This window comes from Gillisia hiemivivida, from assembly GCF_007997295.1.
In the GTDB taxonomy this organism is placed as follows: Bacteria; Bacteroidota; Bacteroidia; order Flavobacteriales; family Flavobacteriaceae; genus Gillisia; species Gillisia hiemivivida.
Genome location: NZ_VORY01000008.1, coordinates 15,620 through 33,761, shown reverse-complemented (window position 1 = coordinate 33,761; position 18,142 = coordinate 15,620). Strand labels below are relative to the sequence as shown.

At 35.3% G+C, this 18,142-nt stretch carries 13 protein-coding genes; 2 read left to right on the top strand and 11 right to left on the bottom strand.

The annotated features are described in order from the left end of the window. Positions 1-11: 11 nt before the first annotated feature. The 9 genes from ES724_RS08730 to trmB form a co-directional block, all read right to left on the bottom strand. Complete coding sequence (locus ES724_RS08730; RefSeq protein WP_146932172.1) at positions 12-3,050, bottom strand: SusC/RagA family TonB-linked outer membrane protein; 3,039 nt, start codon at positions 3,048-3,050, stop codon at positions 12-14. Between the two features lie 272 nt (positions 3,051-3,322). Further along, complete coding sequence (locus ES724_RS08725) at positions 3,323-6,088, bottom strand: triple tyrosine motif-containing protein (RefSeq protein WP_170249873.1); 2,766 nt, start codon at positions 6,086-6,088, stop codon at positions 3,323-3,325. A gap of 74 nt (positions 6,089-6,162) precedes the next feature. Then, positions 6,163-6,498, bottom strand: coding sequence for a 2Fe-2S iron-sulfur cluster-binding protein (locus ES724_RS08720; protein WP_146932168.1), 336 nt, complete (start codon positions 6,496-6,498; stop codon positions 6,163-6,165). A 22-nt stretch (positions 6,499-6,520) separates the two neighbouring features. Next, entirely contained in the window at positions 6,521-7,582 is a 1,062-nt protein-coding gene (locus ES724_RS08715) for an NAD(P)/FAD-dependent oxidoreductase (RefSeq protein WP_146932166.1), read from the bottom strand. Between the two features lie 43 nt (positions 7,583-7,625). Beyond that, entirely contained in the window at positions 7,626-7,868 is a 243-nt protein-coding gene (locus ES724_RS08710; RefSeq protein WP_146932165.1) for a NifU family protein, read from the bottom strand. Further along, positions 7,869-8,999: an Mrp/NBP35 family ATP-binding protein gene (locus ES724_RS08705; RefSeq protein ID WP_146932163.1), complete on the bottom strand. Its 1,131-nt coding sequence runs from the start codon at positions 8,997-8,999 to the stop codon at positions 7,869-7,871. It abuts the gene before it with no gap. Positions 9,000-9,141: 142 nt separating this feature from the next. Next, the gene (locus ES724_RS08700; protein ID WP_146932161.1) at positions 9,142-9,483 is read right to left on the bottom strand and encodes an MGMT family protein; all 342 of its coding nucleotides are present in this window, start codon (positions 9,481-9,483) and stop codon (positions 9,142-9,144) included. A gap of 1 nt (position 9,484) precedes the next feature. Then, a complete protein-coding gene (locus ES724_RS08695) occupies positions 9,485-10,108 on the bottom strand; it encodes a LysE family translocator (RefSeq protein ID WP_146932159.1) in 624 nt (207 codons plus the stop codon). A gap of 4 nt (positions 10,109-10,112) precedes the next feature. Continuing rightward, complete coding sequence (gene trmB, locus ES724_RS08690) at positions 10,113-10,787, bottom strand: tRNA (guanosine(46)-N7)-methyltransferase TrmB (protein ID WP_146932157.1); 675 nt, start codon at positions 10,785-10,787, stop codon at positions 10,113-10,115. Between the two features lie 1,500 nt (positions 10,788-12,287). On the opposite strand from trmB, the gene ES724_RS08685 reads away from it, so the two are divergent. Continuing rightward, positions 12,288-13,346, top strand: coding sequence for a glycosyltransferase (locus ES724_RS08685; protein ID WP_146932155.1), 1,059 nt, complete (start codon positions 12,288-12,290; stop codon positions 13,344-13,346). Here the strand turns inward: ES724_RS08685 and ES724_RS08680 are convergent. Together ES724_RS08680 and ES724_RS08675 are read right to left on the bottom strand one after the other, a co-directional pair. After that, positions 13,284-14,363 (bottom strand): sensor histidine kinase, encoded by a 1,080-nt coding sequence (locus ES724_RS08680; RefSeq protein WP_146932153.1) that lies wholly within the window; start codon positions 14,361-14,363, stop codon positions 13,284-13,286. The two genes, ES724_RS08685 and ES724_RS08680, sit on opposite strands and share 63 nt — an antisense overlap. Beyond that, positions 14,363-15,046 (bottom strand): response regulator transcription factor, encoded by a 684-nt coding sequence (locus ES724_RS08675; protein ID WP_146932151.1) that lies wholly within the window; start codon positions 15,044-15,046, stop codon positions 14,363-14,365. Before ES724_RS08675 ends, ES724_RS08680 begins: the two co-directional genes overlap by 1 nt. Before the next feature lie 307 nt (positions 15,047-15,353). Here ES724_RS08675 and ES724_RS08670 point away from each other — a divergent pair, with 307 nt between their 5' ends. Then, the gene (locus ES724_RS08670) at positions 15,354-18,140 is read left to right on the top strand and encodes a TonB-dependent receptor (RefSeq protein ID WP_211362755.1); all 2,787 of its coding nucleotides are present in this window, start codon (positions 15,354-15,356) and stop codon (positions 18,138-18,140) included. Positions 18,141-18,142: the final 2 nt, after the last annotated feature.

The following is an 18,142-nucleotide window of genomic DNA, read 5'->3' as shown; positions in this document are numbered from 1 at the left end:
AGCTATTTTTTTTAAATTTTAATATTTATGCCGAATGTATATACACCTGGGATAGGATAGGTTTGATTATCTCGTCCATCTGGGACCTCTGGTGTGAACCCATTGTAATCAAATATAGTTAATGGCCTCTCGGCAGTTAAATAAAACCTAATGTCAGGATTGAATTTTCCTTTTAACTGTGGCAATGTATACCCCAATGTGACATTTTGTAATCGAACAAAATCCCCATCTTCAACAAAAAAGCTATTAAGAAATTGATTGCTCCATGGGTTTCTAATACCTCTTGCAGAGGGATAGGAATCTGAAGTGCCAGGACCATTCCAACGGTTAATGAAAAATTCCCTATCAATATTAGGATCGGACGTTTGTCGTATTGCAAAACGTTTGATATTTGCTATTACATTGCCTCCTTGCCCAATTACATTTAAAGAAAAATCCCAGGCCTTATAGTTAAGCCCCAGATTAAAACCAAATGTATAGCTTGGCAAAAAGGATCCTAAATCCACTCTGTCTTGTGCATCAATCATCCCGTCTCCGTTATGATCTACAAATCTAAAATCACCCGGTAACACTACTAGTCCATCTTCTAGAGCTGCTTGTGCTGCAGGATCTGCTTGAATTTCTTCAGGAGTTTGATATACACCAGCAACCTCAAGCCCGAAGAAAGAGTTTATAGCACCTCCAACTACAGATCGCTGTGCCACATCTCCTCCAGTGGTTAAATTTTCTTGTCCTGCTAAGTCTAATATTTCATTTTCTAAGGTTGAAAAGTTTGCACCTATATTATAACTAAAATCTTCAGACACACTTTTATTCCAATTTAACGCAATCTCAAATCCGGAGTTTTTAATTCTTCCAATATTCTGCCTGGTTGATCCTGGCACTAAAAGTCTTGAAACCGGAATTATGGCATCTGTTGTTTCTCTGGTAAAATAATCGGACTCAATAGATAAGTGATTATCGAATAAAGTTGCGGTGATTCCAACGTTTGTTTCAGCAGTTACCTCCCATTTTAAAGATTCAAAATCACTACTGGTAACCAAACCTGGAAATCGGATATCACCAAAAGCGGCATCAACCTCTGTTGAAGTAATACCTCCGGTACTTGCAGCTACATTTGCATTTCCCAATTCACCCCAACTAGCCCTTAATTTCAGGAAACTTACCGGATTATTCGCTCCCCAGAAATCTTCTTGTGAAATTACCCAACCGACACCAACAGTAGGGAAATAGCCCCATTTTTCCTGATATTTACTTGTTCCATCTGCCCGAAAAGTTCCATACAGTAGGTAACGACCATCAAAGTTATAAGCAACCCGCCCAAAATAGGAGAAGAAATATTGTCTCACGCCACCATCACCAACCCCATCCAAATCAATGGTTTTTGCCAAATCCAGAAAGTAAGATTCGTCCCCAATTCCAGGACCATTCGGGAAGTTTAATCCTGTTGCACGTAATTGTTCAAAAGATCTATCTCTAAAAGAGGTACCTGCTAAAACAGTTAAATTATGTTTTCCAAAATCATCATTATATGTTAAGGTGTTGTCCCAGGTTTGCTCAGAAAACGTTTCATTTCTTTTAGTTAACTCTGCATTTTCCCTAAAAGCGTTTCCATTACCAAAAAAGAATGGAAGTCTTACGTCTCTACTTTCAATGGTTTCAAAATTATGAGAGTATGCTGTTTTAATAGTTAGCATATCCGGAATCAGTTGATAGCTTAAATCAAAAGTCATTAATGTATTCCGTATTTTATTCCTGTTTTCGGTATTCTCCATTAAAGGAAACGGGTTTTGTGGCCCTCTGTACCCTAAGTCTTGCGCATCGGCATACGGTCTGGGAAATGCGTCCGTTTTAGATGGGTCTAGAACTGGCATTGTCGGCACCGCAAAATATGCAGAACTAAAAGCACCATCTTCCGGACGGTATCTGGTAGCATTGCTTAAAAGTGACGAAACTCCTACTTTTAGTCGATCGCTTATATCAATATTTATTTTAGATCTTATATTAAATCGCTCATAGTCATTTTTCATTTTAAGAATACCTTCTTGTTCAAATTGACTTATTCCTAGTGAATAGGTGATGTTTTCAGACCCACCTATAACTCCTAAACTGTGATTTTGTATACGGGCGTCACGTAAAATCAAATCGTACCAATCTGTATTTACATCAGGTATATTGGGGTTTATTCTACTACGTCCATAGCGCTGAATAGCATTATCTATAAAACTCGCTTCTGCAGCAGAACCAGATTCTCTTGCTAAGGTGGCAAATTGTTCAGAATTCGATAATTTGACAACATTTTGAGGAATTTGAAAACCTTGATAGCCGCTATAGGTTATTTGAGGTTTCTGATTCTTTCTTCCAGATTTAGTTTGAATAAGAACTACACCGTTTGCAGCTCTTACCCCATAAATGGCGGATGCTGATGCATCTTTAAGCACTGAAATGGTTTCAATATCCTCGCTGTTTAAAAAGTTAATGTCATCGTAAAAGGTGCCATCTACAACGAAGAGCGGGTTAGAAGCCCCTCCTCCGGTGTAGGACCCAAGACCACGAACTCTAACTGTAGGAGATGTACCTGGAGCACCACTACTCACTATTTGCAAACCCGCCACTTTACCTTGTAATGATTGCATCACAGAACCAGAAGGTGTTCTTGTAATATCTTCAGACTCTATAGTAGTAATAGCACCTGTGAGATCGGCCTTTTTCTGGGTTCCGTAACCTATTAGCACAACTTCATCCAAAGTAGAAGCGCTTTCTTTCATTATTACATTTATGATATTTTGAGAAGCAACAATTACCTCGTTGGTTTCGAATCCCAAAAAACTAAATACTAGGGCGTCATTGTCATTTGCACTAATAGAGTAGTTACCATCAAAATCAGTTATAGTACCTTTAGAAGTACCTTTAACAAAAACATTTACGCCTGGGAGAGTTAACCCGTCCGGCTCTGATGTTACTGTTCCGGAAATAATTCGTTCCTGAGCTAATGCCTGGAAATAGAATATATTGAATAACACAAATAATAGAGTGAATTTTGTTTTCATAAGCACAACTATTTTAGAAGAATTAAAGTTTAGAGTTTAAACATTCCTTAAGCCCTTAAAAAAGGAAAGGAATTATACCAAAGCTAATACTAGAACGCACATTGTTAATATTTACTTAATATAAGTAAACACATCAAGTTTGAATATAGTTCTAAAACTTTGTTTTACAATACTTTATGAAATTAAAATAAAGTATAAAATAAAACAACATAGTCTTTTGATGTGGCAATGATGAGGTAAATAGGGCATAATTACAACGTTTTCGTAGGTCTCTAAAGTAATTGGTGTAAAAATTTAACTAGATTTTTATTTTTGGGAAGATTAAATTTCTTTCGTAATCTGTACCTATGTAATTCTACACTTCTATATGTTATTCCAACTAAAGGAGCAATTTCCTTGGAACTTAGGTTCATAATTAGGTAGGCACACATTTTTAAATCCTTGGGGGTAAGGTCTGGAAATTTTTGCTGTAAATTTTTAAAGAAATCATCATGTACTTCATTGAAATTTCTATCGAAAAGAGCCCAATCGTTTTGAGAATTTGATTGTTGCTCTTTAATATCCATAAGTTTTGAATAGAGTTTCTTATTTTCCTTTTTAATATTTGATTTTAATATTTCCTTTTCTATTTCATTCACCATATCCTCTTTTTTTGCCATTAAGGCTGCATAGGAGGCCAGCTCTTTACTTTTAGACTTCAGTTGGGTTTTTAATTTTTCTTGTTCTAATAGGGTTATTTTGTTGTTGGTCTCGAAATTTTGCTTTTGTAATATGAGTTTTTGCTTATAATGGAGTTCCCTTTCCAGTGACTTTTTTTTTCTTTTAAACTTCCTCTTGTTATAGTAATGAACCAGAAACAGAACAAAGATTAAAAGAATCATATAGCCAATCCAAGCCCAAATGTTAAAATACCACGGTTGGAGAACACTAAACGAAAACAGTGTTCTTTCAAGATTTTCATCTACACTAATGTTTCTTACCTTAAATTCATAATCTCCAGGTTGTAGATTTTGATAAGCCACATGTGAGGTGATATTAGGTGTAGACCATTTTTTATCATAACCCTCCAACTTGTAGGAATAAAGAGGTAACGACAAAGCTCCTGGAGCATGGCTGGAAAACTTCAAACTAAGGGTATTCTTCTTGAATGGAATATCTATAGAAGCATTAAGTGGTACCGAATTACCATTTACTTTAACCATTTCCAAAGACACGTTTGCTGAGTCTATGTTTTTCTGAGATTTAGAAGGCTTAACTTTTAAAAAACCATCATCTAAAAATAAAAACAACGACTTATCTATTTTTTTAGCGCTAGGAGCACTCTTAACGATCCTACTATTAATTAGCTCCTCATTAAAATTATATAAATTATCACCTGCTTGGGAAGTAATTCTGAGCGAATTTGCGTTTTTAATTACCAGTAATTCTTTATTAATACCTGATATACTAGTAAATGGGTATATTCTTTTTTCTAATATGGAATCCCTAACTAAAATATCATGAATTGGATCATACCTATAGATTTTATTCTTTCTTGTCAGAAATATTTGTGAGCCAAGAGCAAACATTTCGTATGGGACATTAGAACCATTAAAACTTTTTAGAAGTTTTAATTCCTTAAAGTCATCAGAAATTTTATATTTAAACACTCCTTTATGTGCAGCATCAACCCACAAATTTTGGTCTTGATCAAAATATATACCTCTAACGGGGAAGTCTAATTCTTTAAATCTAAATGATTCCCAGACTCCTTTTATTTTATGATATCTGGTAATCCCATTATAGTTGGGTTGCAAATAATATTTTGTCCCAGAAATATTAACGAAATCCATACCACCGGTTGCAGTGCTTATAAGTTTGAATTCCTTATTTGTAATACTGTAGGTGCCATTGTTATGTCCACAGATAACTTCATCACCTACTTTAGTTAGATTCCATACTTGACCATTTGAAGCTTCTAAAAACTCCAGTTGAGTACCCAATAAAGAGAAAACACCATGGTTAGAACCAACTAGAAGATTTTCACCTTGGTCTATTATACTATATACAGTTCCTAATAGACCGGATTTATCATTATAAGCATACACGCTTTTAGTAAGGAATATTTTAGATAAGCCGTTATCCAGTGCTAGCCATAAATTATTTTGATCATCTAAAAATTGCCTTAAAACAGTATTGTTGGCTAGTCCATTTTTCTTATTATAAACATATTTGAGTAGACCTTCAGAGTTATAGACCATGAGTCCATTGTTAATGGTGCCAACACATACAAGGTTATTCACTATTTTTAAATTATTGATTTCAGGATATTTTATTTCATCAAAAGAAGAAAAAGACCATTTCTTTAATACAAAATCATTGTAATAATAAAGACCATTAATTTGGGTTGCTATCAATAATCCACCTTTATAATCAACAATACTTTGGATGGTATAATTATTTAGCGGTTTACTCCAATTTAATGGGGAAACACTATCATTCTCTATTTGGTAAATCCCATTATTTTTGGTGCCTACATATAATTTATTATGAATTAGATAAGTATATACCGCTGAAATATTTCCAAAAGGAAGTACTTTAATTTTCTTGGTTTTTGTATTAAACCTGTAAACCTTATTGAAGGACTGAAACAAAATTTCCTCACCAAACGAAATTATTTTCCAGATTTCATCATTATTGAAATTTTTTTGGTCGATGGAATCACTTATGGAATTGTATTCTAATTCATTCTTATCATTTTTAATCCAATAGCCAAATTGATGATAAGAACCCGAATATAAAGTATCGTTTATAACGCTTACAGATCTTATTATTCCTTTGGAAGGCAAAGTATACTTAGCCCAAAAATCTCCGTTAAAAGCTAGGAGATTTTTATTATTAGCAACATATACCGTCCCATCTGGATGCTGAGTAATATCCCAATTAGAATTCTCCCCTTTATAATCGGTTTTTAAATAATTGGTGAAGTAGGGAGCTATTTCTTGCCCCTGTAGAGTAAAACAAGCAGTTAGGAGCAGGCCAATTAAAACTGTTCTCATTTCGTTTATTATATCCATTAACTGCAAGATATAATAAAATTAGAATTAGTGCTTAGCGTAAAACATTAAGATATTTACGTTGAATGCGGTGCTAGTTTAACTTCTAGTCCTTCTAGTTCTGGGGTTATATGTATCTGGCAACCTAATCTACTATTGTCTTTAACAAAAAATGCCTGATCTAGCATATCTTCTTCTTCATAACTCTTCTCTGGCATTAGATGTTCATGACTTAAAACATAACATTGACAAGATGCACACATAGCCATTCCGCCACATATACCAATAGTGCCTTCTGGAGCCAATTCATGCATACGCACTATCTCCATCAGGTTCATATTCATATCTGTGGGTGCATCAACATTATGAGCTTCACCTTCTCTATCTATTATGGTAATTTTAATATCAGACATATCTCAGAAAAAAATGGAATCCTTAATTTATACTTTTAACGACTTCTCGTTTAGCTTCTTTTTTTGAACCATCAAAACCATTTACTCCACTTACAGTAGTATATTTCATAACATACTTCTTATCTGGGTTAATTCTTTGATACGCACTTTGACACATTATAGCAGCTTCATGAAAGCCACAAAGTATAAGTTTTAATTTCCCCGGATAGGTATTTACATCTCCAATGGCGTAAACTCCAGGTATATTGGTTTGATAATCGTACGTATTATCAACCTTGATAGCATTTTTTTCAATTTCTAATCCCCAATCGCCTATTGGACCTAATTTTGGAGAAAGACCGAATAATGGAATAAAATGATCTGTAGGTTTTACTTCTTCCTCTTCCACATTATCCTTGTGTCTAATCACTACAGCCTCTAGGTGGTTTTCTCCTTTAAGATCTACAACTTCAGCATCGGTGATCAAGTTGATCTTCCCGATCTTAGATAATTCTTCTACTTTTTCTACGGAATCCAAAGCTCCTCTAAAATCTTTCCTTCTATGAACTAATGAAACTTCCTTTGCAATATTGGAAAGAAAAATTGACCAGTCTAAAGCTGAATCTCCTCCACCGGCAATTACTACAGATTTATCTCTATAAACTTCAGGATCTCTAATAATATAGGAAACTCCTTTATCTTCAAAATTAGTTATTGAAGGGATAGGCGGTTTTCTAGGCTCGAAACTTCCTAAGCCACCTGCAATTACAACAACTGGTGCATTATGCTTAACCCCTCTGGAGGAAGTAACCAAAAACGTTCCGTCTTCTAATTTATCCAAGGTTTCTGCCCTATCTCCTAAAGTGAATCCAGGACTAAAAGGTTTTATTTGCTCCAAAAGGTTAGTTACCAGATCTCCTGCCAACACTTCCGGAAATCCGGGAATATCATAAATTGGCTTTTTTGGATAGATCTCGGCACATTGCCCTCCTGGAATTGGTAATGCATCTATTAAATGACATTTAAGTTTAAGCAATCCGGCTTCAAAAACGGTAAACAAACCTGTGGGTCCGGCACCGACTATAATAATATCTGTTTTGATCATTCTTTTTCAATTTGCAATAAAAGATAAGTAGCTAAAATCCAGCTCACCTTTCAATATTTACCACTTCTTCTATTTGTGGCGCATATTTTTTAATGGTCATTTCCACACCAGATTTCAATGTCATCTGGTTAACGTGACAACCAACACAAGCCCCTTCCAACTGAACTTTTACCAGGCGATCCTCTTCAATAGATATTAAAGAAATATCTCCTCCGTCGCTTTGCAAAAAAGGTCTGATTTCTTGCAGGGCTTTTTCAACATTAATTCTAATTTCTTCAGTCGTCATTTATTTTCCTTTAACAGCACTACATCCAGCCATTGTAGTTATTTTAATCGCTTCGGTTGGAGGAATGCTTGTATTTCTATTTACAGTTTCCTGAACAATATTTCTGGTTAATTCTTCAAAAGAACTTTCCAAAGCTGTTCCGGTTTGTAAAGCTGCAGGTCTTCCTAGATCTCCAGCTTCACGTATGCTTTGCACCAATGGTAGCTCCCCTAAAAACGGAACTCCAAGATCGGTTGCAAGATTTCTTGCTCCTTCTTTGCCGAAAATATAATATTTATTCTCCGGCAACTCATCGGGAGTGAAATAAGCCATGTTTTCTATAATTCCTAATACTGGAACGTTGATGCTTTCTTGTTGAAACATTGCCACTCCTTTTTTAGCATCGGCAAGTGCCACATTTTGCGGAGTACTCACTATAACTGCTCCTGTAATAGGAAGTGATTGCATGATGGATAAGTGAATATCTCCTGTTCCTGGAGGAAGATCTATCAGCATAAAATCTAATTCTCCCCAAGCTGCATCAAAGATCATCTGATTGAGTGCTTTTGCTGCCATAGGGCCTCTCCATACTACCGCCTGATCTGGTTTTGTAAAGAATCCTATAGATAATAATTTAACTCCGTAGCTTTCTACTGGTTTCATCTTAGACTTTCCATCTACGTTTATAGATAAAGGTCTTTCAGTTTGAACATCTAACATCATTGGCATAGAAGGTCCATAAATATCGGCATCTAATAAACCTACTTTAAATCCCATTTTAGCTAAAGAAACTGCTAGGTTAGCAGTAACTGTAGATTTTCCAACTCCACCTTTTCCAGAGGCAACAGCAATAATATTTTTGATTCCAGGAATAGATTTTCCTTTAATAGTAGGTTTTTCTGGTGCTTCAACTTTAATATTAACCTTTACGATAGCTTTATCGAAGATCTTTTCTTGAATAACTTTAATTATATCTGCTTCTGCCCTCTTTTTAATATGCATTGCAGGAGTGGTCATCAACAAATCCACCACTACCTCGTCTCCAAAGGTCATTACATTTTTTACGGCACCGCTTTCCACCATATTACTTCCCTCTCCGGAAAGTGAAATCGTTTCAAGAGCTGCTATTATATCTTTTCTCTCTAATTTCATCTGAATTTATTTCATTTTCAACCTCTTATATAGATTGATTCTAAAATGCAAATATAAAGGCTTTCCCCAAGAAAACGAAGTATTCCGCTATAATTGATTGATTATAGAATAAGCGAAAATTATAGATACTGTTTTAAGTGTTTTAAAGCGGTCTTTGCAATTCCTTATTTGGATCCCAAAACACTTTTTCGAAATTTTGAATTTGGTTTCCTTTAATTACTATGCCTTCACTTTCCAATAATTGCTGCATTGCATTAGACCCTCCAAAATGATGTTTTCCTGTGAGTAATCCCAATCTATTTACAACTCTTTGAGCAGGCACCTCTTCCAGGTCATGTGCCTTGTTCATTGCCCAACCTACCATTCTGGCACTTCTAGCAGCACCTAAATATCTGGCTATAGCGCCATAGGATGAAACTCTACCTAAAGGGATAAGTTTCACCACTTCATAAACTCGCTCAAAAAAATTGGGTTCTTCGGCCATGTTAATAATAGAAGATCCTGATTAGTGTTATTATTACCAAGACAAGCATTAAAGCTGCCATAAAATAATTGGAATATTTGGCAAAGACTTCGGTCTTATCTTCAATTTTCCAAAAAGAAAAAACATAGAAATATAAGGTAGTAAAGCTTCCTAAGGAAGCAGCAAGAACAAAAACCAATATATATGACCAATGATAATTAACCTCTCCGCTCACATTTAAAGCGGCTGCAATGGCAACAAAAAAGGGAATTGGAAACACATTTAAAACCGCCACCAACATTCCTTTAAACATACTGTTGGAGTTTGCCTTTTTAGAATGTGATTTCATGTGAGAATCACTTCTTGCTTTCAAATAGAAATAAATCATTAGAAATATGAATATAACAAGCCCCGTTCTAAGAAGAATATTGCGAACAAATGGATTGTCGAAAATATACTTGGCTAAAAGAATAGCAACCAAGGCCTGAAAAATGACAATTATAGAGGCACCAATTGCAACATAAATTCCATTTTTCTTACCATACTCTACGCAAGTTTTGGCAACTGTCATGTTTACTAATCCCGGGGGCACTACTCCTAAAAGAGCAGCAAAATATGTGATCAGGAAAATTTTTGATTCCTCCAAATTTCTATTTTATCTTAAATTGAATATAGGTAATTGGCTTTCCTTGCTCAAGGTACTGTTTTTCATAGAAAGTTTGTATCCCTACCACTTCTTTTGGAGAGTACACATTTTTATAGACATCATGGTTAGCGTGCAAAATTTCATGACCCTCGCCATGAAGCAAGCCCAATGTATATCCATGCATAAATTCGCTATCGGTCTTTAGGTTTACCAAGCCCGCTGGCTTTAAGATGTGCTTGTATTTTTTAAGGAAGTCTGAATTTGTTAATCTATGCTTGGTACGCTTGTATTTTATCTGAGGATCTGGAAAGGTGATCCAGATCTCATCTACTTCGTTTTCTGCAAAAATAAGGTCTATCAATTCAATTTGGGTTCTCATGAAGCCAACATTAAGCATCTCCTCTTCCACAGCGGTCTTTGCTCCTCTCCAAAAACGAGCCCCCTTTATATCTACCCCAATAAAGTTCTTATCTGGATTTGCTTGGGCCATAGCAACGCTATACTCTCCTTTTCCGCATCCTAGTTCTAGAACGATTGGGTTGTTATTTTTAAAGAATTGTTCGTTCCAATTCCCTTTTAGCGGATAATTATTATCTACTATTTCTTCTCGGGAAGGCTGAACTACATTGTCAAAACTTTCATTTTCCCTAAATCTTTTGAGTTTATTCTTGCTGCCCACGTGATGTTAAATATTTTGGCAAAATTAGCTAAAATAGCTTAGACAGGCATTATTTGTATCTAAGGCATTTTCTGAATTTTCGGTATTTAAATTCTGGTTGTTCATTTTTGTTCCATTGAGTAGTTTTCAATTATTCATACCAGATGGTTTTTGTGATTCTGTTCCAATTGCCATTCTATGTTTATACCAAACTTCGACAAGCTACCATTGACGTATTTTCAAAGTTACTCCGAATAAGAGACCCTGAACTCCCGAAGTATCGGGACAGGGTGACGATACTGTTTTTAACTTCCGTCATGCTGAACTCGTTTCAGCATCTTTCATACGTCAATTTCCTACGCTCGATAATTTTTTTATTACGGGTCTACCATTGACTTATTATATAAGTTTCTGATTTATAGATAATTGAAGCGCCTAATTCTTTGCAAGTTTTTAATACGCTTTTTGTTATCATTGAGGTGATTTCAAGATTTTGGAAAACACTCCTTTTAGTCGGTAATGATTTGTTTAATTTTTAAGATTGTTCATTTTTTTGCTATGCTTTCCTCTCGCTTCACTCGTCGGAAGCAATCAAAACGAACCAAAAAAAGGACACTTTTTTGTAGGTGTTTCCAATTATGCTACCGCATAATTGGAACCGTACTTCCCCAGCTAAATTTTCTCCAAGGCTTCGAAAATTTTACGCTGGGGAAGCACTACACTGCAAAAAAGAAGTTCTTAAAACAATAAATCTGCTGAGAACCATCATACGTCAATATCATACGCTAAATAATTTTTTCATCACGGGTCTCAACCTAACAATTACTATCACTTGTCATCCTGAAAGTAGCGTAGCGGATTGAAGAATCTCAATAAAGTAGGATTAAGGTTCAAAAGAGATCCCTCCTATCGTCGGGATGACAAGACGTTGAGACTAAGCTTGCCGAAGTATGATATAATACTTAAGAGGCTTCGAGAGGCTCAGCCTAACAATTACTTTCACTTGTCATTCTAAAAGTAGCGTAGCGGATTGAAGAATCTCAATAAAGTAGGATTAAGGTTCAAAAGAGATCCCTCCTATCGTCGGGATGACAAGACGTTGAGACTAAGCTTGCCGAAGTATGATATAATACCTAAGAGGCTTCGACCTCAGCCTGACAATTACTTTCACTTGTCATTCTGAAAGTAGCGTAGCGGATTGAAGAATCTCAATGAAATAGAATTAAGGTTCGAAAGAGATCCCTCCTACCGTCGGGATGACAAGACGTTGAGACTAAGCTTGCCGAAGTATGATATAATACTTGAGAGGCTTCGAGAGGCTCAGCCTGACAATTACTTTCACTTGTCATTCTGAAAGCAGCGTAGCGGATTGAAGAATCTCAATAAAGTAGGATTAAGGTTCAAAAGAGATCCCTCCACACGTCGGGATGACAAATAGATATGTTATTTCTTATATCTTGTAAAAATCGATAATCAATTTAATTTACAACTCTTTAATTATTGGGTTACTTATATTTGTAAATGCTGAAAAAAAGGATTTTAGTTGCTCCCTTAAATTGGGGTTTAGGCCATGCTACTAGAGGCATCCCAATAATCAACGAACTAATTCGTCAAAATTTTGAGCCCGTAATCGCCTCAGATGGAGCTGCACTAAAATTACTTCAGAAGGAATTTCCAGATTTAGAATATCATATTTTACCAGAATATGATATCAGTTATTCAAAGAAGGAAGTTTTTTTTAAGTGGAAGCTACTCCTTCAAACTCCAAAAATAATAGCTGCAATTAAGAAGGAGAAAAAAGTAACCGAAGAATTGGTTCGATCTCAAAATATCTCCGGAATAATATCTGACAATAGATGGGGAGTGAGACACAAAAAAATTCCTTCTGTATTTATAACTCATCAGTTGAAGGTGCTTTCTGGTTCTTCAACCTTTTTCAGCAGTAAACTTCAGCAAAAATTGATTTCAAAATTCACAGAATGCTGGGTGCCAGATTTTGAAAACACACCTAATTTAAGCGGGGAAATGGGCCATTTAGTTAAAACACCATTTCCAGTAAAATATATTGGCCCATTAAGCAGATTTTCGAAACTGCAACTTCCTATTAAATACAAATATGCCATCGTACTATCAGGGCCAGAACCTCAGCGAGGAATTTTAGAAAAGTTACTTCTCAAGGAATTCAAAGATCATTCTTCTCCTATTTTATTTATTAGAGGAGTATTGGAAAAGGAATCAAAAACTGAAACAATGGGGAATATTAGGATTTATAACTATCTGCTTGGAAAAGAATTGGAAGAAGCTTTAAATGGTAGCGAACATATAATTTGCAGATCTGGCTATACAAGCATTATGGATATTGCAAAACTGGAGAAAAAAGCATTTTTAATTCCCACTCCAGGACAACCAGAACAGGAATACTTAGCGAAAAAACTTTCTGAAAATGCTTTGGTTGCAAGTTGTGATCAAAACAAGTTCTCTCTTAAGAAATTAGAAAATCTAAAAAACACTACAGGATTAAGGTTTGATTTTCTTACGACCAGTTTTAGTTCTGTTTTTGCTCTTTTCCAGAGTGAATGAGAATTCACTACCTACCCCATACACACTTTCTACATAGATCTTCTCATTATGTGCTTCCAGAATATGCTTTACTATAGAAAGACCCAAGCCTGAACCGCCTTCTTTTCTAGATCCGCTTTTATCTACTCTGAAAAAACGTTCGAAAAGACGTGGAATATTAGCTTTCTCTATTCCTTCTCCATTGTCTGAAACCCTAATTATCACTTTATTCTTAATTAAGTTCTCGATACTAATTTCGGTAGTCCCTCCCTTTTTGCCGTATTTAATAGAGTTCACAACCAAATTAGAGATCACTTGCTGCATTCTATCCATATCGGCATTTACCATTATAGGCTCCTTATAGAGTAAATCGAAAGCAAGAGAGATGTTCTTTTTAGCAGCTTTCATCTCTAAAAGATCAAAGACATTCTGGATTAATTCAACAACATCAAAATTCTCCTTATTTAAATGAAGGTCACCGGCTTCTAATTTTGTGATCATATCCAGATCCTTCACAATATAAACGAGTCGTTCTACTCCTTTACTTGCCCTTTGAAGATATTTTTTGCGCACTGCTTTATCCTTCATCGCGCCATCCAGCAAAGTAAGAATGTAGCCTTGAACAGTAAATAGCGGAGTTTTAAGTTCATGAGAAACATTGCCCATAAACTCTTTTCTATAGGTCTCTCTAACCTGTAAAGTTTCAATCTCTAACTTTTTACCTTTGGCAAATCTTTCTACTTCTTTGGTAAGCGTTGCCATATCTGTGGTGATCTGACTTGGATTTAAAGTGCTGGCATCCAAAAGTGTAACATTATCGTAAATATTCTTGATTCTCTTGTAAATAAAATGCTCTACCCTATATTGGATGATTATGAAAGAAATCAAATAACTAACAAGAAAAAAACCAATTACCGGAAAAAGCTGAAACACTGAAGTTAATAATGAAAATATACTCACGACTAAGGTTAGGAACACTGAAATAAATAACGAAGTCTTAAGTGAAAATTTATATGATTTTCTGAAATTTTTAGCCATTAAATAACAAACTTATAACCTACTCCTTTTACAGTCTTAAAACTGTCGTCCCCAATTTTCTCTCGCAGTTTCCTGATGTGGACATCTATGGTTCTACCTCCAACAACTACTTCATTCCCCCAAACACTATCTAGGATCTCTTCTCTTTTGAAGACTTTCCCAGGTTTAGAGGCTAGTAGTGAAAGTAATTCAAATTCTTTTCTTGGCAATATAATTTCCTCGTCGTTATTGATGATTTTATACTCGTCCCTGTTGATGATTAAATTTCCAACTTGAAGTATGTTAGAAGCAGTTTCATTCTCACGAAACCTTCTTAATAATGCATTTACTTTACTAACCAAAACCTTCGGCTTAATTGGTTTGGTTATATAGTCGTCCGCTCCGGCATCAAAACCTGCCATTTGAGAATAGTCTTCTCCCCTAGCAGTTAAAAATGTGATCATGGTGTCTTCCAATTCTGGGATCTTTCTTATTTGTTCACAAGTTTCAATCCCATCCATTTCCGGCATCATTACATCTAGAATAATAAGTTGCGGCTTTTTTTTCTTCGCGATTTTCAATGCTTCTAATCCGTTTTCAGCAGTAATTACGTTATAGCCTTCCGCAGAAAGGTTATAACCTACTATTTCTAGGATATCCGGTTCATCATCTACTAAGAGGATTGTAATATTGTTTTTCTTCATATAAATCAGATTAATTTATTGCAATTAAATCTATGTAAAGATAAAATTAAAACTGAAGTATCTTAAAGCGTCTAGACTTGGTAACACTTACTTAACACAGAAGATCCTTTGTAATCCCCGAAAAGGGTGTCAACCAAAGAAAATTAAGAGATTTTGTTATCTCATTATTACCAATCACCAAAAACCTTCTAGATCTCGAAACCATTTCATAACATTAGAATAGTCCCAATTAACCTAAGCGTAAAGTTAAGTTAAGCTACTTCAAGAGTTCTCTTCGTTAATTTGTCCTGTCGATAAAAACAAAATAATGAAGAAGATTTTTTTACTGTTAACGCTATTTTTTATAAGCATTTCTTACGCTCAGGAAACTACTAAAGGCACCATTGCGGGCAAGCTTATGGATAAGGAAATAAGCGGCGAAACACTGCCTTTTGCAAATGTAATAATTAAAGGCACTTCTATAGGCACCACCACAGATATAGATGGATTATATGCTATTGAAAATTTGACTCCAGGGACTTATACCGTAATTTTTAGCTTTGTGGGATACGAAACTTTGGAAGTTCCAAATGTAACAGTGGTTGCCGGAAAAGTTACAGAAATAAACACCGCACTAGGTTCTAATGCTGCTTCTCTAGATGAAGTTGTTATTAAAACTGTTGCAAGAAGGGATTCTCAAGTTGCTCTTTTAATAGAACAAAAAAAGGCAATAGAAATTAAAGAAAGTATAGGTGCCCAAGAATTAGCCAAAATGGGAGTTTCTGATGCTGCTACTGCTACTACAAAGATTTCTGGAGTAAGCAGTAGTGAGGCTTCAGGAGATATTTTTGTGCGAGGCCTTGGAGATCGTTATTTAAACACCACCATGAACGGTTTGCCAGTCCCATCAGATGATGTTGAGCGCAAGAATATAGATCTGGAATTGTATTCTACCAACATTCTTCAAAATGTGAGCATTAGCAAAACATATTCAGCTCAAAATTCGGCAGATCAAGCTTCGGGAACTATAGATATTAGCACTAGGGAACTACTTGGGACCCAGGAATTAGCAGCTGGCGTAAAAGTAGGTTTTAACACCAATGCTATAAGAAATGGCGTTGGAGATAATTTCAAAACATCACCAAATTCAGAAAATGTGACTTTTGGATTCTATTCCAGAGACCTTAGAACACGGGAAGCATTAACACAACAAACCTGGAATACGCAACAGGCAGAACTTCCTCTTGATTATAAATACACCTTAACTGCAGGGAAGAAATTTGGTGAAAAGCTTAAAGTATTATTTACTGGTTCACAGGATATTTCTTTTGAACATAGACAAGGAGAGTTTAGAGAATTTAGAGCAAATTTTATAAATGACTCTATTACAGATGTTGAAACGTTTTCGAAATCTATCAATACTACCGGCTTACTTAGTTCCTCTTATAATTTCAATGAGAATAACGAAGTAAAATTTACCAGCCTTTTCATTAATAAATTAACCGATGAAGTTTTTGAAGGTGGAAGAAATGGAGAAGCTACCATTTTTGAAGAAACAGAACCAGTAGAGGATCTCTCTCAGTTTATTAGAGATCAAAATATCAAACAAACCCAATTATGGGTGAATCAGCTAACAGGGAATCATCAAATAAATAAAAAAAATGAATTGGATTGGGCCATTGGCTATAATACTGTAGATGCAGATGAACCAAACAGAATTCGGAATGAAGTTAATTTTAGAGATGGCTTTGTACAATTGGGGAGAACCGGTGGATTTCAACAAAGAAAATCTGCTCAAATAATCAATGACCAGGAATTCAATGGACTTATCAAAGATGAATTAACATTAATAGATTCTGAAGAAAAAAGCTTAAGACTTAGCTTCGGTGCTAATTATAGAAATAAAGAACGTGATTTTGGATCTCAATTTTTGGGCTTAGAGGAAAGCAACATAAATACACTTAATCCAACTTCTATAGACAACTTATCTAGAGTCTTCACTCCAGAAAATCTTCAGAACGGTTCACTTACTTTAAATATTCTTGCTCCAGACAGATATTTGGCAACATTGGAATCTACTGCAGGCTTTGTTTCTGCAAACTACAATTTAAATAAATTCAATTTTAATCTTGGGCTGCGTTATCAAAAAGATGACCTAAATGTAAAGTATGATGTTGGAAACATCCCGGGAAGGTTTGGTATTTCAGACAAATCTTACAACAATTTTTATCCAAGCATCAACTTAAAATATGCTGCCAACGAGCGCAATAATTTTAGAGTTGCAGCTAGTAAGACCATTACTTTACCAGAATTTAAAGAAATCGCACCGTTTGAATATGTATCTCCAACTGGGCAAGTAACTCGTGGAAACCCAGATTTAGAAGCCTCTACCAATTATAATTTTGATGTTAAATGGGAATTCTTTCCTACTGCAAATCAGTTAGTGTCACTTACTGGTTTTTACAAAAAAATAGAAGACCCTATAAATAAAGTCCAGGATCGTGGTTCTGCGGGAGTTTTTTCTTTCTTCAATTCTGCTGAAAAAGCTGAAATATACGGATTGGAAGTTGAAACCAAATTAAACCTGATTAAAGCAGAAGACGAATCAGGGATCAATTTAGATCTCAACTTGAATGCTTCAAGAATGTGGCACTCTCAAGACTTAAAAGAACTAAGAGATGCTCAAGGAGTCTTTCTAAAAACCTTTAGATATAAAGGTTTAACAGAAACAGATCTTCAAGGAGCTTCTGATTGGATCTTTAATGGTTCGCTTAATTTTTCAACAAATTCTCCAAACCCATTTTTGGCTACTGTAACTGCCAATTATGCTTCAGACAAGATCTTTGCTTTAGGTGCACCAGAAATCCAGACTCAAAGTGAAACTTTTTACAACGATGCTATTATAGAAAAGGGATTTGTAACGCTAAATACTGTAATAAGTAAAGATTTTGGCGAACACTGGGGAATAAGACTTTCAGGAAAAAACTTATTAAACCCCGAAATAAAAAGAACCCAAAATGTTAGACCAAGCACCACTGGAATAGAATCCACAGAGACCGTGAGATCTTACACCCGTGGGGCAACAATAAGCCTAGGCTTAAATTATAATTTTTAAAT